The 22,301-nt window shown below is 72.0% G+C and carries 24 protein-coding genes, 1 tRNA gene and 1 pseudogene; 17 read left to right on the top strand and 9 right to left on the bottom strand.

The genetic code is table 11. The features are described from left to right. Window positions 1–11: 11 nt before the first annotated feature. From FPV26_RS11890 to FPV26_RS11880, 3 genes are all read right to left on the bottom strand, one after another. Entirely contained in the window at window positions 12–899 is an 888-nt protein-coding gene (locus tag FPV26_RS11890; RefSeq protein ID WP_147654098.1) for a DMT family transporter, read from the bottom strand. 4 nt (window positions 900–903) lie between these two features. Beyond that, window positions 904–1,392, bottom strand: a complete 489-nt coding sequence (locus tag FPV26_RS11885; RefSeq protein ID WP_147654097.1) for an Mpo1 family 2-hydroxy fatty acid dioxygenase — start codon at window positions 1,390–1,392, stop codon at window positions 904–906. 269 nt (window positions 1,393–1,661) lie between these two features. Next, window positions 1,662–2,558, bottom strand: coding sequence for a phosphoribosylaminoimidazolesuccinocarboxamide synthase (locus tag FPV26_RS11880; protein WP_147654096.1), 897 nt, complete (start codon window positions 2,556–2,558; stop codon window positions 1,662–1,664). Window positions 2,559–2,629: 71 nt separating this feature from the next. Here FPV26_RS11880 and FPV26_RS11875 point away from each other — a divergent pair, with 71 nt between their 5' ends. The 7 genes from FPV26_RS11875 to FPV26_RS11845 all read left to right on the top strand — a co-directional run bounded on the left by FPV26_RS11875 (window position 2,630) and on the right by FPV26_RS11845 (window position 8,513). Next, window positions 2,630–2,965, top strand: coding sequence for a J domain-containing protein (locus FPV26_RS11875; RefSeq protein ID WP_147654095.1), 336 nt, complete (start codon window positions 2,630–2,632; stop codon window positions 2,963–2,965). A gap of 2 nt (window positions 2,966–2,967) precedes the next feature. Continuing rightward, on the top strand, window positions 2,968–3,639 hold the full coding sequence (gene rpe, locus FPV26_RS11870; protein WP_147654094.1) for a ribulose-phosphate 3-epimerase: 672 nt from the start codon (window positions 2,968–2,970) through the stop codon (window positions 3,637–3,639). A 174-nt stretch (window positions 3,640–3,813) separates the two neighbouring features. Continuing rightward, window positions 3,814–5,316 carry an anthranilate synthase component I gene (gene trpE, locus FPV26_RS11865; protein ID WP_147654093.1) on the top strand — a complete coding sequence of 501 codons (1,503 nt, stop codon included), beginning with the start codon at window positions 3,814–3,816 and terminating at the stop codon, window positions 5,314–5,316. 10 nt (window positions 5,317–5,326) lie between these two features. Beyond that, a complete protein-coding gene (locus FPV26_RS11860; RefSeq protein ID WP_147654092.1) occupies window positions 5,327–5,905 on the top strand; it encodes an anthranilate synthase component II in 579 nt (192 codons plus the stop codon). 2 nt (window positions 5,906–5,907) lie between these two features. Further along, window positions 5,908–6,942: an anthranilate phosphoribosyltransferase gene (trpD, locus tag FPV26_RS11855; protein WP_147654091.1), complete on the top strand. Its 1,035-nt coding sequence runs from the start codon at window positions 5,908–5,910 to the stop codon at window positions 6,940–6,942. Between the two features lie 42 nt (window positions 6,943–6,984). Then, on the top strand, window positions 6,985–7,776 hold the full coding sequence (gene trpC / locus FPV26_RS11850; protein WP_147654090.1) for an indole-3-glycerol phosphate synthase TrpC: 792 nt from the start codon (window positions 6,985–6,987) through the stop codon (window positions 7,774–7,776). Beyond that, the gene (locus tag FPV26_RS11845; RefSeq protein ID WP_147654089.1) at window positions 7,773–8,513 is read left to right on the top strand and encodes a haloacid dehalogenase-like hydrolase; all 741 of its coding nucleotides are present in this window, start codon (window positions 7,773–7,775) and stop codon (window positions 8,511–8,513) included. The genes trpC and FPV26_RS11845 overlap by 4 nt, the downstream gene beginning before the upstream one ends. Window positions 8,514–8,526: 13 nt before the next feature. Here FPV26_RS11845 and FPV26_RS11840 read toward each other — a convergent pair whose 3' ends face one another. Further along, window positions 8,527–8,988 (bottom strand): GNAT family N-acetyltransferase, encoded by a 462-nt coding sequence (locus tag FPV26_RS11840; protein ID WP_147654088.1) that lies wholly within the window; start codon window positions 8,986–8,988, stop codon window positions 8,527–8,529. 1 nt (window position 8,989) lies between these two features. Next, window positions 8,990–9,679 (bottom strand): cAMP-activated global transcriptional regulator CRP, encoded by a 690-nt coding sequence (crp, locus tag FPV26_RS11835; protein WP_147654087.1) that lies wholly within the window; start codon window positions 9,677–9,679, stop codon window positions 8,990–8,992. 148 nt (window positions 9,680–9,827) lie between these two features. Here crp and speD point away from each other — a divergent pair, with 148 nt between their 5' ends. After that, on the top strand, window positions 9,828–10,622 hold the full coding sequence (speD, locus tag FPV26_RS11830) for an adenosylmethionine decarboxylase (protein ID WP_147654086.1): 795 nt from the start codon (window positions 9,828–9,830) through the stop codon (window positions 10,620–10,622). 76 nt (window positions 10,623–10,698) lie between these two features. Here the strand turns inward: speD and coq7 are convergent, their stop codons facing one another. Together coq7 and FPV26_RS11820 are read right to left on the bottom strand one after the other, a co-directional pair. Beyond that, window positions 10,699–11,340: a 2-polyprenyl-3-methyl-6-methoxy-1,4-benzoquinone monooxygenase gene (gene coq7 / locus FPV26_RS11825; protein ID WP_147654085.1), complete on the bottom strand. Its 642-nt coding sequence runs from the start codon at window positions 11,338–11,340 to the stop codon at window positions 10,699–10,701. A 10-nt stretch (window positions 11,341–11,350) separates the two neighbouring features. Beyond that, window positions 11,351–12,508: a (Fe-S)-binding protein gene (locus tag FPV26_RS11820; protein WP_181952653.1), complete on the bottom strand. Its 1,158-nt coding sequence runs from the start codon at window positions 12,506–12,508 to the stop codon at window positions 11,351–11,353. Window positions 12,509–12,666: 158 nt separating this feature from the next. Between FPV26_RS11820 and rplM the strand changes: the two genes are divergently transcribed. From rplM to maiA, 5 genes are all read left to right on the top strand, one after another. Then, entirely contained in the window at window positions 12,667–13,095 is a 429-nt protein-coding gene (rplM, locus tag FPV26_RS11815) for a 50S ribosomal protein L13 (RefSeq protein ID WP_147654083.1), read from the top strand. 10 nt (window positions 13,096–13,105) lie between these two features. After that, complete coding sequence (rpsI, locus tag FPV26_RS11810; RefSeq protein ID WP_147654082.1) at window positions 13,106–13,498, top strand: 30S ribosomal protein S9; 393 nt, start codon at window positions 13,106–13,108, stop codon at window positions 13,496–13,498. Between the two features lie 46 nt (window positions 13,499–13,544). Continuing rightward, window positions 13,545–13,621, top strand: a tRNA-Gln gene (locus tag FPV26_RS11805). Between the two features lie 325 nt (window positions 13,622–13,946). Further along, window positions 13,947–14,936, top strand: coding sequence for a fumarylacetoacetate hydrolase family protein (locus FPV26_RS11800; protein WP_147654081.1), 990 nt, complete (start codon window positions 13,947–13,949; stop codon window positions 14,934–14,936). Between the two features lie 109 nt (window positions 14,937–15,045). Further along, entirely contained in the window at window positions 15,046–15,708 is a 663-nt protein-coding gene (gene maiA, locus FPV26_RS11795) for a maleylacetoacetate isomerase (protein WP_147654080.1), read from the top strand. Window positions 15,709–15,747: 39 nt separating this feature from the next. On the opposite strand, the gene FPV26_RS11790 is transcribed toward maiA, so the two are convergent. Beyond that, window positions 15,748–16,875, bottom strand: coding sequence for a PilT/PilU family type 4a pilus ATPase (locus FPV26_RS11790; RefSeq protein WP_147654079.1), 1,128 nt, complete (start codon window positions 16,873–16,875; stop codon window positions 15,748–15,750). 154 nt (window positions 16,876–17,029) lie between these two features. On the opposite strand from FPV26_RS11790, the gene FPV26_RS12885 reads away from it, so the two are divergent. The 4 genes from FPV26_RS12885 to FPV26_RS11770 all read left to right on the top strand — a co-directional run bounded on the left by FPV26_RS12885 (window position 17,030) and on the right by FPV26_RS11770 (window position 22,178). Beyond that, the gene (locus FPV26_RS12885; RefSeq protein WP_181952652.1) at window positions 17,030–18,262 is read left to right on the top strand and encodes an OmpA family protein; all 1,233 of its coding nucleotides are present in this window, start codon (window positions 17,030–17,032) and stop codon (window positions 18,260–18,262) included. 375 nt (window positions 18,263–18,637) lie between these two features. Continuing rightward, on the top strand, window positions 18,638–18,856 hold the full coding sequence (locus tag FPV26_RS11780; RefSeq protein WP_147654077.1) for an HP1242/YdcH family protein: 219 nt from the start codon (window positions 18,638–18,640) through the stop codon (window positions 18,854–18,856). A gap of 119 nt (window positions 18,857–18,975) precedes the next feature. Beyond that, window positions 18,976–20,352 carry a pyridoxal-phosphate dependent enzyme gene (locus FPV26_RS11775; RefSeq protein WP_147654076.1) on the top strand — a complete coding sequence of 459 codons (1,377 nt, stop codon included), beginning with the start codon at window positions 18,976–18,978 and terminating at the stop codon, window positions 20,350–20,352. A 98-nt stretch (window positions 20,353–20,450) separates the two neighbouring features. Beyond that, window positions 20,451–22,178, top strand: a complete 1,728-nt coding sequence (locus tag FPV26_RS11770) for a GspE/PulE family protein (RefSeq protein ID WP_147654075.1) — start codon at window positions 20,451–20,453, stop codon at window positions 22,176–22,178. A gap of 13 nt (window positions 22,179–22,191) precedes the next feature. Here the strand turns inward: FPV26_RS11770 and FPV26_RS11765 are convergent. Then, window positions 22,192–22,301: pseudogene (locus tag FPV26_RS11765) on the bottom strand (IS110-like element ISAli16 family transposase); the annotation flags it as partial.

The raw sequence follows: 22,301 nt of genomic DNA, 5'->3' as shown, positions 1-22,301 counted from the left end.
GTGGCCAAGGATCAGATCTCCTCCGCCGGCGGTACCGGCCGTGCCTTGACCTGCGCGCGCAGCGCGATCACGAACACGCCGCCGAGCACCATCGCGCCGCCCAGCCACAGGCGCGGGCCGGGGCGGTCGCCCCAGAACAGCAGGCCGAGCGCGACCGCGAACACCGGGGTGAGCAGCAGCCACGGCGTGACCTGCGCCACCGGGTGCCGGCGCACCAGCACGTAGTACAGGCCGTGGCCGAGCAGCGAGGCCCCGAGCGCCGAATACAGGGCGCCGCCCCAGCCGACCCAGCTCGCTTGGCGCAGCGCGTCCGCGCCGCCGGGCTCGAGCAGGGCGCTGAGCGCGAGCAGCGGCAGCACGCCCAGGATCGCGGTCCAGCCCTGCTGGCTGGGCATGTCAATGCCCTGCAGGCCGCGCATCAGCACGGTGCCGAGGGCGAGGAAGAAGGCCGAGGCCAGCATCACCGCCAGCGACTCGGGGCGGTCGAGGACCAGCGGGTCGAAGCCGAGCACGACCACGCCGGCGAAGCTGAGCGCGACGGCCAGGCCGGTGCGCCAGCCGAAGCGTTCGCCGCGCGCCCACCACGCCAGCAGCACCGCCATCGGCACGTAGCTCTGCAGCACGATCGCGGGCGAGGCGAGGTCGCCGGCCAGGCGCAGGGCCCAGAAGCTCAGGCCGAAGTGGAGCACGCCGTTGCACAGGGCCACGGCGGCGAGCAGGCGCCATTGGCCGCGCGGCGGGGAGCGCACGAACGGGGCCAGCAGCAGGGCGAGCATCGCCAGGCGCACGGCGGTGAACAGCAACGGGGGAAGCTCGCGCAGGGCGAAGGCGGAGGTGAGGAAGTTGCCGGCCCAGACCAGGCAGATGACGAGGACGAGGGCGAGGTCGCGTGGGGGCACGGGGCTACCAGCGCCAGCCGAGCCTGCGGTAGAGCTTGGCCAGCACCCAGGCGGGGCCGATCAGCAGGTAGCGCAGGTCGGTGAAGAAGCTGGGGCGCTTGCCTTCGAACAGTTTGCTGTGGCCGACGAACTGGGCGATCCAGGCGATCACGAACACGCCGAGGGCGAGGGTGAACAGTTGCCGGGTGCCGAGGGCGTCGTGGAGGAAGCGCGTGGCCCAGGCCATCAGTACGAACACGGCGAGCATGCCGTAGCCGAGGCGGCGCGAGGCGCGGTAGTAGAAGCTCCAGGCGAGGAACATCGCGAGCGCGGCCCAGATGCCGTGCCGGAACCAGCCGCCCTCGGGCACGGGGAGGCACCAGAGCAGGGCGACCACGCTCCACAGGATGGTGGGCACGGCGATGACGTGGATGCGCTGGTTGACGGGGTGGCGGTGGTCGGCGGAGTAGCTGGCGAACCACTGGTCGATGGGGCGGTCGGCGCTGGCGTTCATGGCGGGCCTCGCTCGGGATCGCCGCAGCTTGCGACGCGGGGGCGGCGGTCGCAAGTCGCCGGGCGCTGCCTCACTGCGGGAGGTTTGGTCGTCCCGGGTGGGATCAGGGCGCTTGCGGGGAGAGCAGGCGCAACAGCAACAGCCAAATGGGTCCCGGCTTGCGCCGGGACGACGGCATCGAAGCGTTGACACACAGATCCCCGAGGCGTCGGTCTGCCTGGGGTGGGGTTCGAGCGCGCCATGGATGGCGCGCGGCCGCGTGCCCGCGGTCAGTCCACCGAGATCCCCGCCAGCCGCCACAGCGCCTCGGCGTACTTGGCGCGGGTGCGCTCGATCACCTCCGCCGGCAGGTGCGGGCCGGGCGGGGTCTTGTCCCAGTCGAGCGTCTCCAGATAGTCGCGCACGAACTGCTTGTCGTAGCTCGGCGGGCTGGTGCCCACCTGGTACTGGTCCGCCGGCCAGTAGCGCGACGAATCCGGCGTGAGCATCTCGTCCATCACGTACAGACGCCCGTCGGCGTCCAGCCCGAACTCGAACTTGGTGTCGGCCAGGATGATCCCCCGCTCGGCCGCATAGTCGCGCGCGAACTCGTACAGGCGCAGCGTCGCGTCCCGCACCTGCTCGGCCAGCTCCGCGCCGATCATCCGCACCATCGTGTCGAAATCGATGTTCTCGTCGTGATCGCCCACCGCCGCCTTGGTGGACGGAGTGAAGATCGGCTGCGGCAGCCGCTCGGCCTGGCGCAGCCCGTCGGGCAGGGCGATCCCGCTCACCCGCCCCGTGCGCTGGTAATCCTTCCACCCGCTGCCGATCAGATAGCCGCGCGCGATCGCCTCCACCGGCACCGGCTTGAGCTTCTTCGTCACCACCGCGCGCTGCGCGTACAGACGCACGTCGGTGCCCGGCGGCAGCACCTCGGCGACCGGGATCCCGGTCAGGTGGTTGGGGATGATGTGCGCGGTCCTGCCGAACCAGAAATTGCTGATCTGGCACAGCATCTCGCCCTTGCCCGGGATCGGGTCGGGCAGCACCACGTCGAACGCCGACAACCGGTCGGTGGCCACGATCAGCAGCTTCTCGCCCGGCAGCGCGTACACGTCGCGCACCTTGCCGCGATGGCGGAGGGTGAGGCCGGGCAGGTCGGAGACGGTGAGGGTGGTCGCCACGGAACGGTCCCAGGAACGCGGGCCGGCTAGTGTACGGCCTCGCCCGCGCCGCTGCCGGTACACTGCGCGCCATGAACCGCTGGTACGGAAAGCTGCTCGGCCTGTTCGCCGGCGCCGCGCTGCTGCGCAACCACCCCCCGCTCGGCGCCCTGATCGGGCTGCTGATCGGCCATGCCTTCGACGTGGACTGGTTCCGCCTCGGCCAGCGCGAGGACCCCTACCGCGTGCTCGGCCTGACCGAGGAGGCCACCGACACCGAGGTGGACCTGGCCTATCGCCGCCTGATCGCCCAGTACCACCCCGACCGGCTCGCCGGCGCCGCCGCCGAGCTGCGCCGCCAGGCCGAACGCCGCGCGCGCGAGATCAACGCCGCCTACGACCGGATCAAGACCCTGCGCAAACGCTGACCATGCAGCCGACCGTCATCGCCCCCTCGATCCTCTCCGCCGACTTCGCCAGGCTCGGCGCGGAGGTGGACGCCGTCCTCGCCGCCGGCGCCGACTGGGTCCACTTCGACGTGATGGACAACCATTACGTGCCCAACCTGACCATCGGCCCGATGGTGTGCGAGGCCCTGCGCAGGCACGGCGTGACCGCGCCGATCGACGTGCACCTGATGGTCGAGCCGGTGGACCGGCTCGTGCCCGACTTCGCCAGGGCCGGCGCCACCCTGATCAGCTTCCACCCCGAAGCCAGCCGCCACGTCCACCGCACCCTTCAGCTGATCAAGGCGCACGGCTGCCAGGCCGGATTGGTGCTGAACCCGGCCACCCCGGTCGAGGTGCTCGACTACGTGCTCGAGGAACTCGACCTGGTGCTGCTGATGTCGGTGAACCCGGGCTTCGGCGGCCAGGCCTTCATCCCCTCCGCGCTGGACAAGCTGCGCCGCGTGCGCGGGATGATCGACCGCAGCGGCCGCCCGATCCGGCTCGAGATCGACGGCGGGGTCAAGGCCGAGAACATCGGCGAGATCGCCGCCGCCGGCGCCGACACCTTCGTCGCCGGCAGCGCGATCTTCAATGCCCCGGACTACGCCGAGGTGATCGCGCGGATGAAGGCCGAAGTGGCGATGGTGCGCTGACGCCGCCGCCCCGCCCGGACCCCCGCGCAGGGGTGACGCGGGCCGGGCCGCCCTGTACAGTGCGGCCCATGACGCTCCGGGCGCCCCTGCATTCCTTCACGGCCGACACGGGTTGGCGATGGTGGCCTCTGGCCGCCGTGCCCGCCCGCCCGTCCCTGCAGGAATCCCCGCGCCATGTCCGTTTCGTCCCTCACGCCCGAGCAGTTCCAGTGCCACGCCGCTGACGGCCACACCCGCATCCCGGTGGTGCGCGAGGTCCTCTCCGACCTCGACACGCCGCTCTCGGTGTACCTCAAGCTCGCCGACGGCCCGCACACCTACCTGTTCGAGTCGGTGGAGGGCGGCGAGCGTTTCGGCCGCTACTCGATCATCGGCCTGCCGGCCAGGCGGGTGTACGCCTTCTCCGGGCACACGCTGACCGTGACCGAGTTCGGCGAGACGGTGGAGACGCGCGAGGTCGCCGACCCCTTCGCCGAGGTCGAACGCCTGCGCGCCGCGCAGCGCGTGCCGCGGTTGCCGGGCCTGCCCGGCTTCAGCGGCGGCCTGGTCGGCTGGTTCGGCTTCGAGTGCATCGGCTACCTCGAGCCGCGCCTGCGCAGCGACGACAAGCCCGACGAGCTCGGCACCCCCGACATCCTGCTCATGCAGAGCGAGGAAGTGGCGGTGTTCGACAACCTCAAGGGCCGGCTGTACCTGGTCGTGCACGCCGACCCGCGCGAACCGCACGCCTTCGCGCGCGCGCAGCGGCGGCTGGACGAACTCTCGCACCGCCTGCGCCAGGGCGGCCCCGGCTATCCGGAGACGCGCGACCCGAACGGACTGGAGGAGGCCGACTTCGTCTCCGGCTTCACCCGCGAGGGCTTCGTCGCCGCGGTCGAGAAGGCCAAGGACTACATCCGCGCCGGCGACATCTTCCAGGTGGTGCTCAGCCAGCGCCTGTCGGTGCCGTTCCGCGCCCGTCCGGTGGACGTGTACCGCGCCCTGCGCGCGCTCAACCCGTCCCCGTACATGTATTTCCTCGACGTCGGCGGCACCCAGGTGGTGGGCTCCTCGCCCGAGATCCTGGTGCGGCTGCAGCACACCGATGAGGGGCAGGGCGAGGTCACCGTGCGCCCGATCGCCGGCACCCGCCCGCGCGGCGCCACGCCCGAGCAGGACAGCGCGCTCGAGGCCGAGCTGCTGGCCGACCCGAAGGAACGCGCCGAGCACCTGATGCTGATCGACCTCGGCCGCAACGACGTCGGCCGCGTGTCCGAGCCGGGCACGGTGCAGGTCGGCGAGCAGTTCGTGATCGAGCGCTACAGCCACGTCATGCACATCGTCAGCGAGGTCACCGGCCGGCTGAAGGCGGGCCTGTCCTGCGCCGACGTGCTGCGCGCCACGTTCCCCGCCGGCACCGTCAGCGGCGCGCCCAAGATCCGCGCGCTGGAGATCATCCGCGAGCTCGAGCCGATCCGCCGCAACGTCTATTCCGGCGCGGTCGGCTACCTCGGCTGGCACGGCGACGCCGACACCGCGATCGCGATCCGCACCGCGGTGATCCAGGACGGGCGCCTGCACGTCCAGGCCGGCGCCGGCATCGTGTACGACTCCGACCCGGAGAAGGAATGGGAGGAGACCATGAACAAGGGCCGCGCGCTGTTCCGCGCGGTGGCCGAAGCGGCACGCGGCCTGTGAGGATCCACCGATGCTGCTGATGATCGACAACTACGACAGCTTCACCTTCAACCTCGTGCAGTACCTGCAGACGCTCGGGGCGGAGGTGCAGGTGGTGCGCAACGACGAGCTGTCGGTGGAGGCGATCGAGCATCTGGCGCCGGAACGGATCGTGATCTCGCCGGGGCCGTGCACGCCGAACGAAGCCGGGGTGTCGGTGGCGGTGATCGAACGGCTCGGGCCGCGGGTGCCGATCCTGGGCGTGTGCCTGGGGCACCAGAGCATCGGCCAGGCCTACGGCGGGCGCGTGGTGCGGGCCAAGGCGATCATGCACGGCAAGACCTCGCGCATCCGCCACGGCGGGCAGGGCGTGTTCGCCGGCATTCCGGACGGCTTCGAGGCCACCCGCTACCACTCGCTGGTGGTCGAGCGCGCCAGCCTGCCGGCGTGCCTGGAGATCACCGCCTGGACCGAGGACGCCGCCGGCGGCTTCGACGAGATCATGGGCCTGCGCCACCGCGAGCACCCGGTCGAGGGCGTGCAGTTCCACCCCGAGTCCATCCTCACCGAGCACGGCCACGCCCTGCTCAAGAATTTCCTGGAGCGCTGAGCATGCCGATCACGCCGCAGGAAGCCCTGCAACGCACCATCGAGCACCGCGAGATCTTCCACGACGAGATGGTGGACCTGATGCGGCAGGTGATGCGCGGCGAGGTCAGCCCGGTGATGACCGCGGCGATCCTGACCGGGCTGCGGGTGAAGAAGGAGACCGTGGGCGAGATCGCCGGCGCGGCCGCCGTGCTGCGCGAGTTCTCGCGCCGGGTGGAGGTGGCCGACCGCAGCCACCTGGTGGACATCGTCGGCACCGGCGGCGACGGCGCGCAGACCTTCAACATCTCCACCGCGAGCATGTTCGTGGTCGCCGCGGCCGGGGCCAAGGTGGCCAAGCACGGCAACCGCGGCGTGTCCTCGAAATCGGGCAGCGCCGACGTGCTGGAGGCATTGGGCGCGGCGATCGAGCTGGTGCCGGAACAGGTGGCCGCGTGCCTGGCCGAGACCGGGATCGGCTTCATGTTCGCGCCGGTGCACCACCCGGCGATGAAGGTGGTGGCGCCGGTGCGGCGCGAGATGGGCGTGCGCACCATCTTCAACATCCTCGGGCCGCTGACCAATCCGGCCGGTGCGCCCAACATCCTGATGGGCGTGTTCCACCCCGACCTGGTCGGGATCCAGGTGCGGGTGCTGCAGGAGCTGGGCGCCGAGCGCGCGCTGGTGGTGTGGGGCCGCGACGGCATGGACGAACTCTCGCTCGGCGCCGGCACCCTGGTCGGCGAGCTGCGCGACGGGGTGGTGCGCGAGTACGAGGTGCATCCGGAGGACTTCGGCATCGCCATGGCGCACAGCCGCAACCTGCGCGTGGCCGACGCGCGCGAGTCGAAGGCGATGGTGCTCGAGGCGCTGGCCGACCGCGGCGGGCTGCCGCGCGAGATCGTCGCCCTCAACGCCGGCGCGGCGCTGTACGTGAGCGGCGTGGCCGAGTCCATCGCCGACGGCATCGCCCGCGCCCGCGCCGCGATCGCCTCCGGCGCGGCGCGGGCCAGGCTGGAGCAGTTCGTGGCCACGACCCGGCGCCTGGCCGGAGGCTGAGGCATGGCCGGTCGTCCCCTTCCCCCCGACCCGATCCACCGCATGCACGACATCCTGACCACCATCCTCGCGCGCAAGGCCGAGGAAGTCGCCGCGCGCAGCCGCGTGCGCCCGCTGGCGCGGCTGCGCGAACTGGCGGCGCAGCAGCCGCCGGCGCGCGGCTTCGTGCGCGCGCTGCGGGAGAAGCTCGCCGCGGGCGCGCCGGCGGTGATCGCCGAGGCCAAGAAAGCGAGCCCGTCCAAGGGCCTGATCCGCCCCGACTTCGACCCGGCCGCGATCGCGCGCAGCTACGAAGCCGCCGGCGCGGCCTGTCTGTCGGTGCTGACCGACGCCGATTTCTTCCAGGGCAGCGACGCCTGCCTGCAGCAGGCGCGCGCGGCCTGCGCGCTGCCGGTGCTGCGCAAGGACTTCACCGTGGATCCGTACCAGGTGGTCGAGGCGCGCGCGCTCGGCGCCGACTGCATCCTGCTGATCGTGGCCGCGCTCGACGACGCGCGGCTGCGCGACCTGGCGGCGCTGGCCGACGAGCTCGGCCTGGACGTGCTGGTGGAGGTGCACGACCGCGTCGAGCTGGAGCGCGCGCTGCGCCTGCCGTGCCCGCTGATCGGGGTCAACAACCGCAACCTGCGCACGTTCGAGGTGTCGCTGGCGATCACGCTGGCGCTCAAGGACCTGGTGCCGGCCGGGCGCCTGCTGGTGACCGAGAGCGGCATCGCCACGCGGGAGGACGTGGCGCGGATGCGGCAGGCGGGCGTGCACGCCTTCCTGGTCGGTGAGTCGTTCATGCGCGAGCCCGATCCCGGCGCGGCGCTGCAACGCCTGTTCGGCCCATGAGCGTGAAAGGCCGCCCCTACCCGAAAGCGCAGGCCGACGCGCCGCTGGTGGTGTTCGACTTCGACCACACCCTGTACGACGGCGACTCCGGCGGCCACCTGGTCGCCTGGCTGGTGCGCCGCCATTGGTGGCGCTGGCTGCTGGCGCTGCTGATCGCGCCGGTGTGCGCGCCGATGATCGCGTTCCTGCCCACCCGCCGGCGCGGGATCGGCGCCTTCATGTGGGTCGGCACCATCGGCCTGCACCGGCGGCGCGACCTCGACCACTGGATCGACCGCTACGTCGCCGCGCACCGCGAGGCGATCCGCGCCCGGCTGCTGCCCACCGGGCTGGCGGCGCTGCACCGGCACCGCGCCGCCGGCGACCGGGTGGTGGTCGCCACCGGCGCCCCGCCCGCGCTGGCGCGCGCGATCCTGGCCTTCGTCGCCCACGAGGACGTGCCGGTGGTCGGCACCGAAGTCGGGCGCCGCTGCGGCGCGATCGTCGCCACCCGCCACTGCCACCATGCGATGAAGCTGACGATGCTGCGCGAGGCCGGCTTCGGCGGGCCGATCGCGGCGGCCTACTCCGACAGCCGCGCCGACCTGCCGCTGCTGCACGCGGCGCAGCGGCCGGTCGTGGTCAACCCGAAGCCGTCGGCGGTGGCCGAGTTCCGGCGCGTGCTGCCGCCGGGCACGCCGATCCTGAACTGGGGGTGCCGGCGCCGCGCCGGCGAGCCGGTCGCGCCGGCGCGATGAGGCGCGGGCGGCGTCAGTCGCCGAGCAGCTTGATGAAGTGGCGCGAGCCGTCGCTGTAGCCGCAGCGCTGGTAGAAGGCGTGCGCGTCGGTGCGGCCGGGGTTGCTGGTGACCTCGATCCGCGCCAGCCGCTCGCGCCGCGCGATCCGCTCCACCTCCTGCAGCAGCCGCCGGCCGATGCCCTGGCCGGCGCACTGCGGCGCGACCACCAGCGCGGTGACCCGGGCCAGGTCGCTGCCGCGGGCCAGCGAGTAGCGGATGTCGAGCGCGACCAGGCCGCAGACCGCGCCGCCGCGCTCGGCCAGCAGCAGCTGCATGCGCGGATCGGACTGCACCAGCACGATCCGCTCGGCGGCCTCGTCGCGGGTGCAGGGGTAGCCGAGCACCTCGAGCAGGGCGGCGACGTCGCAGGCGTCGCCGATCTCCGCCTGGCGGATCCGGACTTCGGCGGCGGAGCCCCCGGCGGCCGCGGTCATCTCAGCGCGTGCCGTACAGCACCACGGTCTTGCCGCGGGCGTGCAGCTTGCCCTCGCTCTCCAGCTTCTTCAGCACGCGGCCGGCCATCTCGCGCGAGCAGCCGACCAGGCGTGCCAGCTCCTGGCGCGAGACGCGCAGCTGGGTGCCCTGCGGGTGGCTCATCGCCTCGGGCTCCTTGGCCAGGTCGTGCAGGGTGCGCACGATCCGGTCGGTGACGTCGAGGAAGGCCAGGCGCCCGGCCTTGCGGCTGGTGTCGAGCAGGCGGCGCGAGAGCTGGGCGCCGATCGCCCACATCAGGCGCGGCGCGTCGGCGGTCAGCGGCCCCTGCACCAGCTGGTAGAAGCGCTCGTAGCTGATCTCGGCCAGCTCGCAGGGCGTGCGGGTCCGGAGGGCGACCTCGCGCCGGTCGGTTTCCACGAACAGGCCCATCTCGCCGACGAAGGCGCCGGGGCCGAAGTAGCCGAGCACCAGCTCGCGGCCGTCCTCCTCCTCGGTGATGATGCTGACCGAGCCGTTGATGACGTAGTAGAGGGTGCCGGCGGGGTCGCCGGGCCGGAACACGTCGGTGCGGGCCGGGTAGCGGCGGCGGTGGCAGTGGGCGAGGAAGCGGTCCAGCGTGGCGGCGTCAGGGGCCAGCGGGCTGGCGGCGCGGCGGTGCAGCGGCAGGGGCGCGGCGATAGTCGGGGTCATGGCGCACTTGCACTCGTTCGGGGCCAATTCATCGAAGCTTAGGGGCAAAGCGCGACCTTGGGCAAACCGGGCGCAGCCGATTCGTTTTCCCGGCGGCGGGTTTGGCTCATAATCGCGCCCCTCGCCGACCAGCCCCGGAGGCCGACCTGTGGTCAAGCCCCTGCCGCGCCTGAAGCTCCAGGGCTTCAACAATCTCACCAAGGCGCTCTCGTTCAACATCTACGACGTCTGCTTCGCGGCGTCGGAGGACGAACGTCGCCGCTACATCGAATACATCGACGAGGCGTACAACGCCGACCGCCTGACCCAGATCCTCTCGGACGTGGCGGAGATCATCGGCGCGAACATCCTCAACATCGCGCGCCAGGACTACGACCCGCAGGGCGCGTCGGTGACGATCCTGATCTCCGAGCAGCCGGTGATCGACAAGCGCGACGCCGGCCGCGAGCTGATCTCCGACGCGGTGGTGGCGCACCTGGACAAGTCGCACATCACGGTGCACACGTATCCGGAGACGCACCCGGACAACGGCATCGCGACCTTCCGCGCCGACATCGACGTGGCCACCTGCGGGGTGATCTCGCCGCTGAAGGCGCTGAATTACCTGATCGAGAGCTTCGAGTCCGACATCGTGATCATGGACTATCGCGTCCGTGGCTTCACCCGCGACATCAAGGGCAAGAAGCACTACATCGACCACAAGATCAACTCGATCCAGGACTACCTGGCGAAGAACATCAAGAACCGCTACGAGATGCTCGACGTGAACGTCTACCAGGAGAACATCTTCCACACGAAGATGCACCTGAAGGAGTTCGACCTCGACAACTACCTGTTCGAGGAGAAGGCGAAGAACCTCTCGTTCAAGGAGCGGATGAGGATCGAGGCGCGGCTCAAGCGCGAGATCGAGGAGCTCTACCACGGGCGCAACCTGGTGGATTGAGGGTCGCGCGGCGCAGGACGCGGAAAGGCCGGCGGGTTCGCCGGCCTTTCCGTTTCCGCCGGTTCGCGCCGGCGCGTCAGACGCGGTAGGCGATCGCCTTCATGAGGTTCGAGGCCATCGCCATCAGGGTCGGCACCGGCGGGGGCAGGGCGCGGGCGCCGGCGGCTTCGGCGTGGGCGGCGTGGCGGGCTTCGTCGGCCTTCATCACCTCCAGGATCGCGCGGCTGCGGGCGTCGGCCTCGGGCAGGCGCTGGAGGTGCTCGTCGAGGTGGGCCTCGACCTGGCGTTCGGTCTCGACCACGAAGCCGAGGTTCCAGCCGTCGCCGCGCAGGCCGGCGAGCACGCCGATGGCGTAGCTGCCGGCATACCACAGCGGGTTGAGCAGGCTCGGGCGGCTGTCGAGTTCGGTCAGGCGCTGCGCGCACCAGGCGAGGTGGTCGGTTTCCTCGGCGGCGGCGCGGAGCAGGTCGTCGCGGGTGGCCGGGTCGCGGGCGACCGCGGCCTGGCCCAGGTACAGCGCCTGCGCGCAGACCTCGCCGACGTGGTTGATGCGCATCAGGCCGGCGGCGTGGCGGCGCTCGGCCTCGTCCAGGACCACGTCCGCCGCGCCCGCGCCGGGGTTGGGACGCTCGGCGCGCGGCGCGCCGAACACGGTCTCGAGCGCGTTCTGGGCGTCGGCGAGCAGGCGGTCGAGCGGGGACAGGGTGCGGGCGGCCATGTGCACCAGTTTACGGCGCCAGGAGCAGGGCGCCGAGGAATTCGAGCGGGTGCTGCACCGGCAGCGCGGTGCCGCCGGCCAGGTGCAGGCGGCAGCCGATGTTGGCGCTGAGCACGCGGGTGGCGCCGCTGGCGGCGAGCTGGTCGAGCAGCGGCTGGCGGAAGGCCGCGGCGCGGGCGGGGTCGGTGAGCAGCCGGGTCCCGGCGGCGCCGCAGCAGCCGTGGCCGGCGTCGAGGCGGACGAGGTCGAGGCCGGGCACGCGCGCCAGCAGCGCGAACAGGTCGGCGTCGCTGCGCACCACGTTGCGCTGGGTGCAGGGCAGGTGCACGGCCACCCGTTCGCGGCAGGGCGCGAAGCGCAGCGTGTCGGCGCGCGCGGCGAGGAACGCGAGCGCGTCCAGCGCGCGCGCGCCGGCGGGCAGGGCCGCGGCGAGCGCCTCGTGGCAGCCGCTGGCAAGGGTCAGCACGGTCCCGGCGTGGGTGAACGCGCTGCGGTTGGCGCCGGCCAGGCGCGCCGCGGTGGCGGTGTCGCCGGCATGCGCGTGCAGGCTGCCGCAGCAGCCCTGGCCGGCCGGTTCGACGAGGTTGACGCCGGCCGCGGCGCACAGCCGGTGCAGCGCGGCGCGCGCGGCGGCCTCGTAGGGGCGTGCCACGCAGCCGAGGAACAGGGCGGTGGCCCCCGCGGCCCCCACCCCAGCCCTCCCCCGCTTGCGGGGGAGGGCTGGGGTGGGGGGTGGCGGCACGGGGCGCAGTCCCGCCGGCAGCAACGGAAACAGCCGCCGGTACGCCGCCAGCAGCCCCGCGAGCAGGCGCGGCCGTGCCGCCAGCCATTCCAGCGCCCGCTGCCGCCAGCCCGGCGCGCGCCGGGCCCGCTGTGCCGCCCGCGCCTCCACCAGCAGGGCGCCGAAATCCACCCCCGCCGGGCACACCGCCTCGCAGCGGCGGCAGCCCAGGCAATGGTCGAGGTGGGCCTCGCCGGCCGCGGTCGGGGGGATCGTGCCCAGGGCCCAGGCACGGGCCAGGGCGATCCGGCCGCGCGGGGACTCGGCCTCGAGCCGGTCGAGCCGGTAGGTCGGGCAGCCCGGCAGGCACAGGCCGCACTGCACGCAGCGGTCGGCGAGGGCCGCCAGCCGGCCGGACGCGGCAGGGGCGGGCGGCGGTGGGGTCATGGCCGCGGATGCTAGCACCGCGCCGGGGCGCGCTTGCAGCGTGCCGGTCCGGCCGCTATGATTCCGCCTCTTTCGTTCCGCCATCACAACGCGTGGCGAAGTTCCGCCGGGTTCCGCCGCGGAATCAGCCCGACCATGTACCGACACGAGTTGCAGTCATGAAGACTTTCAGCGCCAAGAACGAGACCGTCCAGCGTGACTGGTACGTGGTGGATGCCGCGGGCAAGACCCTGGGTCGCCTGGCTTCCGAGCTCGCCCGCCGCCTGCGCGGCAAGCACAAGCCCGTCTTCACCCCGCACGTGGACACCGGCGACTACATCATCGTGGTCAACGCCGAGAAGATCGCGGTCACCGGCAACAAGCTCCAGGACAAGATGTACCACCGCTTCACCGGCTACGTCGGCAACCTCAAGTCCGAGACGCTGGCGCAGGCGCTGCAGCGCCATCCGGAGCGGGTGATCGAGATCGCCGTCAAGGGCATGCTGCCGAAGAACCCGCTGGGCCGCGCGATGTTCCGCAAGCTCAAGGTCTACGCCGGCCCCAACCATCCGCATTCGGCCCAGCAGCCGCAGCCGCTCGAGATCTAAGGTCAGTCCCATGGCAATCACCCAGAACTACGGCACCGGCCGCCGCAAGTCCTCCACCGCGCGCGTGTTCCTGCGCAAGGGCAGCGGCAACATCACCATCAACGACCGTCCGATCGACGAGTTCTTCGGCCGCGAGACGGCGCGCATGATCGTGCGCCAGCCGCTCGAGCTGACCAACACCGCCGACAAGTTCGACGTGCTGGTCACGGTCGAGGGCGGCGGCATCACCGGCCAGGCCGGTGCGATCCGCCTGGGTCTGGCCCGCGCGCTGGTCGAGTACGACGCGTCGCTGAAGCCGGAGCTGCGCAAGGCCGGGTTCATGACCCGCGACGCGCGCGAGGTGGAGCGCAAGAAGGTCGGCCTGCACAAGGCCCGCCGCGCGACCCAGTTCTCGAAGCGTTAACCGTTTTCCGGCTAGCGTTTCCGACGCTAGAATCCGGTTCCGACACAGCCCCGTCGCCAAGTGGTTCAAGGCACCTGACTCTGACTCAGGCATTCGGTGGTTCGAATCCATCCGGGGCTGCCATCTCCAGGCCGGTCGGCCGGCCAGAAAAACCCGCCGCAAGGCGGGTTTTTGTTGTCTGCGACCACGCGGCCGCGGTGCGTCGCCGGACATCGGCGATCGGCCATGGCAGGCCCTTTGGGGTGGGGTGGCTCTGGGCGGGACACGCCGTGAACCCATCCCTGGGGCTTGTCGGCGGCATCCATGCCGCCGACAGTCCCGCCCAGAGCCCCCCCACCCCAAAGGGCCCGGTCGGCCGCTGCAACACACAGGCAGCACGGCAGCCTCGGCCCCGCGACCAGTTACAATTGAAACCTTTCGCGCACCGCGCATTCCCCGGATCCCCCCGATGAAGCTCGGCTCTCTCAAGGAAGGCGGCCGCGACGGCACGCTGATCGTCGTTTCCCGCGACCTGACCCGCGCCGTGCGCGCCACCGGCATCGCCCCGACCCTGCAGCGCGCGCTGGAGGACTGGTCCAACACCGCCCCGCGCCTGAACGCGCTGTACGAAGCCCTCGACGCCGGCACCGCCGAGGGCGCCTTCGACCTCGACATGCAGGCCCTGGCCGCGCCCCTGCCGCGCGCCTACGAGTTCGTGGACGGCAGCGCCTACCTGCCGCACGTGGAGCGCGTGCGCCGCGCCCGCGGCGCCGAGGTGCCGGAGAGCTTCTACACCGACCCGCTGATGTACCAGGCCACCAGCGCCGGCTTCTACGGCCCGCGCGACCCGGTGCGGGTGGTGAGCGAGGACTACGGCATTGACCTCGAGGCCGAGGTGGTGGTGGTCACCGATGACGTGCCGATGGCGGTCACCCCCGCGCAGGCCGCGGCCCACATCCAGCTCGTCGGCCTGGTCAACGACGTGTCCCTGCGCAACCTGATCCCGGCCGAGCTGGCCAAGGGCTTCGGCTTCCTCCAATCCAAGCCGCGCTCGGCGCTGAGCCCGGTGTTCGTCACCCCGGACGAGCTGGGCCCGGCGTGGCAGGACAACAAGGTCCACCTGCCGCTCGTCACCCACGTCAACGGCCAGTGGTTCGGCGCGCCCGAGGCCGGCGAGGACATGCAGTTCGACTTCGCCCAGCTCATCGCCCACGCCGCCAAGACCCGGCCGCTCACGGCCGGCACCCTGGTCGGCTCCGGCACCGTGGCCAACCAGGACACCCGCCGGGGCGCCTCCTGCTTCGCCGAGAAGCGCACCGTCGAGACCCTCGAGCACGGCAAGCCGCTGACCCCGTTCCTGAAGTTCGGCGACGTGGTCCGGATCGAGATGCTGGACCGTGACGGCCGTAGCATTTTCGGCGCGATCGAGCAGCGGATCGAACGCCAGCCGCTGCCCTGACCGGCCGGCGTCGGCAGGCGCGCGACCGACGGTCTTCCGTGCGCGCGGGCATGCGGCTATGGTGACGGCCGTCGCGTGATGCGCGCGGCCGACCGGGGAGCGAGCGCGGATGGAACGACTGCGGCTGTATTCGTACTGGCGCTCGAGCGCCGCCTACCGGGTGCGCATCGGCCTGAACCTGAAGGGGTTGTCCTACGACATCGTCCCGGTGCACCTGCTGCGCAACGGCGGCGAGCAGCACACGCCCGAATTCCGCGAGGCCAACCCGCAGGGCCTGGTGCCGGTGCTGCAGCACGGCCAGCGCATGCTGCGGCAGTCGGTGGCGATCCTGGAGTACCTGGACGAGATGTGGCCGCAGCCGCCGCTGCTGCCGGCCACCGCGCGCGAACGCCAGCGGGTGCGCGCGCTGGCGATGGCGGTGGCCTGCGACGTCCATCCGCTCAACAACCTGCGCGTGCTGCAGTACTTCGAGCAGGAGTGGCACGTGCCGCAGCCCGAGCGCGAGGAGTGGGTGCGGCACTGGATCGTCGAGGGGCTGACCGCGCTCGAGGCGATGATCGCCGACCATCCGTCCACCGACGTGTTCTGCGACGGCAACATGCCCACGATCGCCGACTGCTGCCTGGTGCCGCAGCTGTACAACGCGCGCCGCTTCGGCGTGGACCTCGCCCCGTATCCGACCCTGCTGCGGATCGAGGAGGCCTGCCTGGCCTTGCCGCAGTTCGACGCCGCACGCCCGGAGCGCCAGCCCGACGCGCCGGCCTCGGCCTGACGCGGCCGGCCGTCGCGCGGGGCCGGCCCGCGCGGGAATTCAGTGCTGCTGTGCCGAGGCGCCGCCGGCCTCGAACACGTCGGCGTAGGGATCGTGCTCGCCCGTGCTGCCCTCGGACAGGCGGAACTTGAGCGCCAGGCCGTCGCGCGAGTCGGCCGCGCGCAGCGCCTCCTCGATCGTGATCTTGCCCTCCTTGGCCAGCCGGAACAGGCACTGGTCGAAGCTCTCCATGCCTTCCTCCAGCGATTCCTCCATCGCCTGCTTGAGCTCGTGCACCTGGCCGCGGCGCAGCAGGTCGCGGATCATCGGCGTGTTGATCAACACCTCGCACGCCGGCAGGCGGCGGCCGTCGGTGCCGATCACCAGGCGCTGGCTGACCACCGCCTTGAGGTTGAGGGCCAGGTTCATCAGCACGTTCTTGTGCGCCGACTCGTGGAAGAAGTTGAGGATGCGCTCGATGGTCTGGTCGGCGTTGTTCGAGTGCAGCGTCGCCAGGCACAGGTGGCCGGTCTCGGCGAAGGCGATCGCGGCCTCCATCGTGGTGGCGTCGAGGATCTCGCCGATCAGGATCACGTCCGGCGCCTCGCGCATCGCGTTCTTGAGCGCGTTGTGGAAGGCGTGGGTGTCCAGGCCGACCTCGCGCTGGTTGACGATGGACTTCTTGTGCTTGTGCAGGTACTCGATCGGATCCTCGATGGTGAGGATGTGGCCCGAGGTGGTGCTGTTGCGGTAGTCGATCATCGAGGCCAGGGTGGTGGACTTGCCCGAGCCGGTCGAACCCACGATCAGCACCAGCCCGCGCGGGGCCATGATGATGTCCTTGAGCACCTGCGGCAGCTGCAGCTCCTCGATGGTCGGGATCACGCTGCGGATCGCGCGGATCACCATGCCCACCTCGCCGCGCTGCTTGAACACGTTGACGCGGAAGCGGCCCGAGTCGGGCAGGGCGATGGCCATGTTCAGCTCCAGGTCGCGCTCGAACACCGGCACCTGGCCCTCGTCCATCAGCGAGTAGGCGATCTTCTTGACCATGCCGGGCGGCAGCCCGGTGTTGCCGAGCGGATAGAGCTTGCCCTCGACCTTGATGTACACCGGCGCGCCGGTGGTCAGGAACATGTCGGAGGCGTTCTTTTCCGTCATCAGCTTGAGGAAGTAGCCGATGTCCATCCGCGATACCTCGTGTGAATGCGATACGATGCGGGCGCGCCGCCGGCTTCCGCCGCCGTGGTGTGTCGCCCAGGACGTCGCACGATCCCCTATGCGTATGCGCTCAAGCTTCGCACACTTCCGTCAAACGCTGCACGCGGCGGTTTGCGGCCTCGTGCTCGCGGTCGCGGGCTGCGCCACGTTGCCGCCGCCGACCGCGGAACTGGAGGCCGCGGCGCAGGCGGTCGCGCGCGCCGAGGCCGCCGACGCCGACCAGTACGCGCCCGAGACGATCGCGCAGGCGCGCGAGGCGCTGCGGCGGGCGCAGGCGGCGATGAGCGAGGGCCGCGACGAGGACGCGCGGATGTACGCGCTGGCCGCCGCGGCCGAGGGCGACGCCGCGCACGCGGCCGGTGCCGGCGAGGCCGCCCGCCAGGCCCTGGCGCAGCGGCGCGCGGAGATCGCCGCGCTGCGCGCGCAGTTGCAGCTGCCGGCCGAGGACCTGCCGCCGGGGGTGTGGGACGAGGCCCCGGCGGCCATGCCTGCGGGCGCCGACCTCGAGGCGCGCCTGCGCGCGCTGGAGGCCGATCCGCGCCTGGCCGGCCTGGCCGCCTACGAGCGCTTGCAGGCCCGGCAGGCGCTGGCCGCGTTGGCCGAGGCGCCGCGCCGCGAGCGGCCGGGGCGCCAGTTGATCGCCGAGCGCCGGGTGGCCGTGGCCGAGCGGGCCGCGCGCACCGAGGCGATCCGGCGCGAGCTCGAGCGCCTGGACCGCGAGCGCGCCGAGCTGCTGGTCGAGGCCAGCCGGCGCGAGGCCGAGGCCGCCCGTGCCGAGGCCGAACGGCTCCGGATCGAGGCCCAGATCCAGGCCGAGGAGGCCGCCCGCCTGCGTGCGGCCGCCGAAGCCGAGGCCGCCGCCCGTGCCCAGGCCGAGGAGGTGATCCAGGGCGTCGCCGGCGCCCAGGCCGCGCGCCTGGCCGAGGCCCGCCGGCGCGAGGCCGAACTGGCCCGGCAGGAGGCCGCGCTGCTCGCCGGCGGCACCCTGCCGCCTTCGCGCCGCGACGCCGGCGGCGAGGTCTTCACCCTGGCCGGCGATGCGTTCGCGCCCGGCCAGGCCACCCTCACCGCCCAGGCCCAGGCCACCTTGCGCACCCTCGCCGCCTACCTGAAGGCGGGGCCGGCGGGCCGGATCCGGATCGTCGGCCACACCGACAGCCAGGGCGAGGAGGCCGCCAACCAGGCCCTGTCCGAGCGCCGCGCGCGGGCCGTGCTCGAGGCCCTGGCCGGCGCCGGCGTGCCGCGCGCGCGCATGCAGGCCAGCGGCCGCGGTGAGGCCGAGCCGGTCGCCGACAACACCACCGCCGCCGGTCGGGCGAAGAACCGCCGGGTCGAGATCCTGCTCGAAGACTGATCTTTGAAATCAATCACTTGCGTTGCAGCCCCCCGGCCCAGGCGGGCGCCGGCGGGGCTTGCCGCCGGCCCGGGGGAGGAGTAGGGTCTGAATCCCGGGTGGCCGCAATCACCCGGCCACGAGAGGCCGATGATCCACGACGCCGCACTCCAGGAGCGTTCCGCCGCAAGCGAAGTTCGCGCGGACGCCCGACTGGCAGGCGTCCGTGCCCCGACCGACCGATCCCCGCAACGCCCCGTGCCGTCACCTGGCCGGGGCGTTCGCATTTGCGCCCTTTCCGGAACCGCACCGACGCCCGTGACGGGCGCCGGCCGGCTCCCCCGCCGTCGCCCGGCCCGCCCGGCCGGACGCGCAAGACACGCTGAGGAGGCTGACATGTTCGAAGGGCATTCGCAGGCGGAACTCGAGGCGCTGATGAAGTCCAACCCCGAGTTCCGGCAGCTCTACATGCGCCACAAGGAACTGGACAAGCAGGTGCTCGACGCCGAACTCGGCGTCCTGCCCGTGGACGACATGACCCTCTCGCGGATGAAGCGCGAGAAACTCGCGGCCAAGGACCGGCTGCTCTCGATGTACGAGGCCTCGCGACACTGACCGTCTCTCTCGTCGCGCGGGCGGCGGCGGCCTTCCTCGTCGGCCGCTGCCGCCCGCGCGCGGAGCGCTTGGCATAATCGCGCCTTCGCCGCACCGCGCGGTCGCCGTCCGAGCGCTCCATGCCGATCCACGCCTCCGTCCTCGAACTGGTCGGCCGCACGCCGATCGTGCGTGCCCGCCGCCTCGACACCGGCCCCTGCACGCTCTACCTCAAGCTCGAGTCGCAGAACCCCGGCGGCTCGATCAAGGACCGCATCGGCCTGTCCATGATCGAGGCCGCGGAACGGCGCGGCGACATCAAGCCCGGCGACACCCTGGTCGAGGGCACCGCCGGCAACACCGGCATCGGCCTGGCCCTGGTCGCGCAGCAGAAGGGTTACAAGCTGATCCTGGTGGTCCCGGACAAGATGAGCCGGGAGAAGATCTTCAACCTCAAGGCGATGGGCGCGCAGGTGGTGCTCACCCGCTCGGACGTGGCCAAGGGCCATCCCGAGTACTACCAGGACATGGCCGAGCGGATCGCGCGCGAGACGCCGGGTGCCTACTTCATCAACCAGTTCGGCAACCCCGACAACCCGGCCGCGCACGAGTTCGGCACCGGCCCGGAGATCCTGGAGCAGATGGCCGAGGTCGGCGGCGTGGACGCGGTCGTGTTCGGCTGCGGCAGCTCCGGCACCATGACCGGCCTGTCGCGCTGCTTCGCCAGCCGCTCGCCGCACACCGAGCTGGTCCTGGCCGACCCGGTGGGTTCGATCCTGGCCCAGTACATCAACGAGGGCACGCTCAGCCAGAAATCCGGCACCTGGATGGTGGAGGGCATCGGCGAGGACTTCCTGCCCACGATCTCCGACTTTTCGCGGGTGAAGAAGGCCTACGCGATCGGCGACAAGGAGAGTTTCCTGACCGCGCGCATGCTGCTCGAGCGCGAGGGCATCCTCGGCGGTTCCTCCACCGGCACCCTGCTCGCCGCGGCGCTGCGCTACTGCCGCGAGCAGACCGCGCCGAAGAACGTGCTGACGCTGGTGCCCGATACCGGCAACAAGTACATCTCGAAGATGTACAACGACTACTGGATGCTCGACAACGGCTTCCTCGAGCGCCCGCAGCACGGCGACCTGCGCGACCTGATCGTGCGCCCGTACGCCCAGCGCGACACGATCGTGGTCGGCCCCGACGACCTGCTCACCACCGCCTACCAGCGGATGAAACTGTACGAGATCTCGCAGCTGCCGGTGATGGACGGGGACCGCATCGTCGGCATCATCGACGAGAGTGACGTGCTGCTGCACGTGTACGGCGACGAGGCCCGGTTCCGCGACCGCGTGTCCACCGCGATGGTGTCCAAGCTCGACATCCTGGACGTGAAGTCGCCGGTGGAGGCGCTGCTGCCGGTGTTCGACCGCGGCCATGTGGCGATCGTGATGGACGGGTCGAGGTTCCTGGGGCTGATCACCCGCATCGACCTGCTGAACTGGCTGCGGCGTCGGGTGCAGTGAGCGCGCCCTGACGCGGCCGGCCCTGGAGCAGCGTTCTCCGGGCTGGGTGCGCGAAGCGACCTGCTATGCTCCCGCCGCCCGTCCGCAGTCCCCCTGTCATGCGTTCCACGGCTTCCCCGCCTTCTCCCGCCGCGGCCCCGCCGGCAGCGCGTCGCATCGGCGACCTGCTGGTCGAGCGCCAGCTGGCGACCGCCGCCGACGTCGCCAAGGCGCTGGCCTTCCAGCAGCAGTTCGGCGGCCGCCTCGGCAGCATCCTGGTGCGCCTGGGCGCGCTGTCGGAGGAGTCGCTGCTGCCGGTGCTGTCCGAGCAATTGCGCATCCCGCTGCTCGAGGGCGGGGAGTGGCCGGAGGACGCCGCCGCGATCCAGGCGGCGATGGACGCCACCGGCCTGGTGCGCGAGTGGTGGCTGGACAACGGCGCGGTGGCCTGGCGCTCGGCCTCGGCCGGGCTGCTGGTGGCGGCGCGCGACCCGCTCGACCCCGCGCTCAACGAGATCCTGCAGCAGCGTCTGTCGGCGGACGGCTGGGCGTGGCGCCTGGCCCGCAGCCAGGACCTCGACCGCCTGCTCGACCTGGTCGGCCGCGCCGGCCGCGTGGACGCCGCCGAGGGCGAGGACGACGTCAGCCACCTGCGCGAGCTGGCCGAGGAAGCGCCGGTGATCGAGCTGGTCAACAACCTGCTCGCCCAGGCGATGGATCAGCGCGCCTCCGACATCCACATCGAGCCGGAGGAGCTGCTGTTCCATGTCCGCTTCCGCATCGACGGCATCCTGCACACCCGCCTGACCCTGCCGGCCAGCCGCTATCCGGCCGTGGCCTCGCGGGTCAAGCTGATCTCGGGCATGGACATCGCCGAGCGGCGCCTGCCGCAGGACGGCCGCCTGAGCACGCGCGTGAGCGGCCAGGAGGTGGACATCCGCGCCTCGGCGGTGCCGGCGGTGCACGGCGAATCGCTGGTGCTGCGCCTGCTGCCCAAGGAGCGGCAGGAACTGAGCCTGGAACGGCTCGGCTTCTCCGCGCGCGACCTGGCCCTGTTCCGCACCTGGGCGCGCGAGCCGCACGGCATCGTGCTGGTGACCGGCCCGACCGGCTCGGGCAAGTCCACCACGCTGTACGCCACGCTCGAGGAGATGAACCGGCGCGACCGCAAGATCATCACGGTCGAGGATCCGGTCGAATACCAGGTGCCGGGCGTGACCCAGATCCAGGCCAACGCCGAGATCGGCTACAGCTTCGCCCGCGCCCTGCGCGCGATCCTGCGCCAGGACCCGGACGTGGTCATGATCGGCGAGATCCGCGACCTGGAGACCGCGGAGATCGCGGTGCAGGCCGCGCTCACCGGCCACCTGGTGCTGTCCACCCTGCACACCAACGACGCGGTGAGCGCGTTCACGCGCCTGGTGGACATGGGCGTGGAGCCGTTCCTGGTCGCCACCAGCGTGCGCGCGGTGCAGGCGCAGCGGCTGGTGCGTCGGGTGTGCCCCGACTGCAGCGCGCCGGCCGAGGTGCTGCCGGCGGTCGCGCGGCTGGTCACGCCGCTGCTCGGCGACGAGCCCGCGCCCGCCGACTGGCGCCGCGCGGTCGGCTGCGCGCGCTGTCAGGGCACCGGCTACCGCGGCCGGATCGGCATCTACGAGCTGGTGGACGTGACCCCGGAGCTGCAGGAGCTGGTGCTGGCCCGCGCCACCGGCGAGCGCATGCGCGCGCTGGCCAACGAGCAGGGCGGGCGCACGCTGCGCGAGGACGGCCTGCTCAAGGCGCGCCAGGGCCTGACCACGGTCGAGGAAGTGGTGCGCGTCACCGGCGGCATGGGCATGGACGGCTGAGCAACTGTCTTGATCAGGCCATGGCGGGAGCCCCTGCCATGGCGTCCCGCATGCGTGCATTGAGGATGACCAGCATCTTCCGCATGACGGCGACGATGGCGACCTTTCCAGCCTTTCCGCGCT

Source organism: Vulcaniibacterium gelatinicum (assembly GCF_008033445.1).
Taxonomy (GTDB): Bacteria; Pseudomonadota; Gammaproteobacteria; order Xanthomonadales; family Xanthomonadaceae; genus Vulcaniibacterium_B; species Vulcaniibacterium_B gelatinicum.
This window is presented reverse-complemented; position numbering and strand designations above follow the sequence as displayed.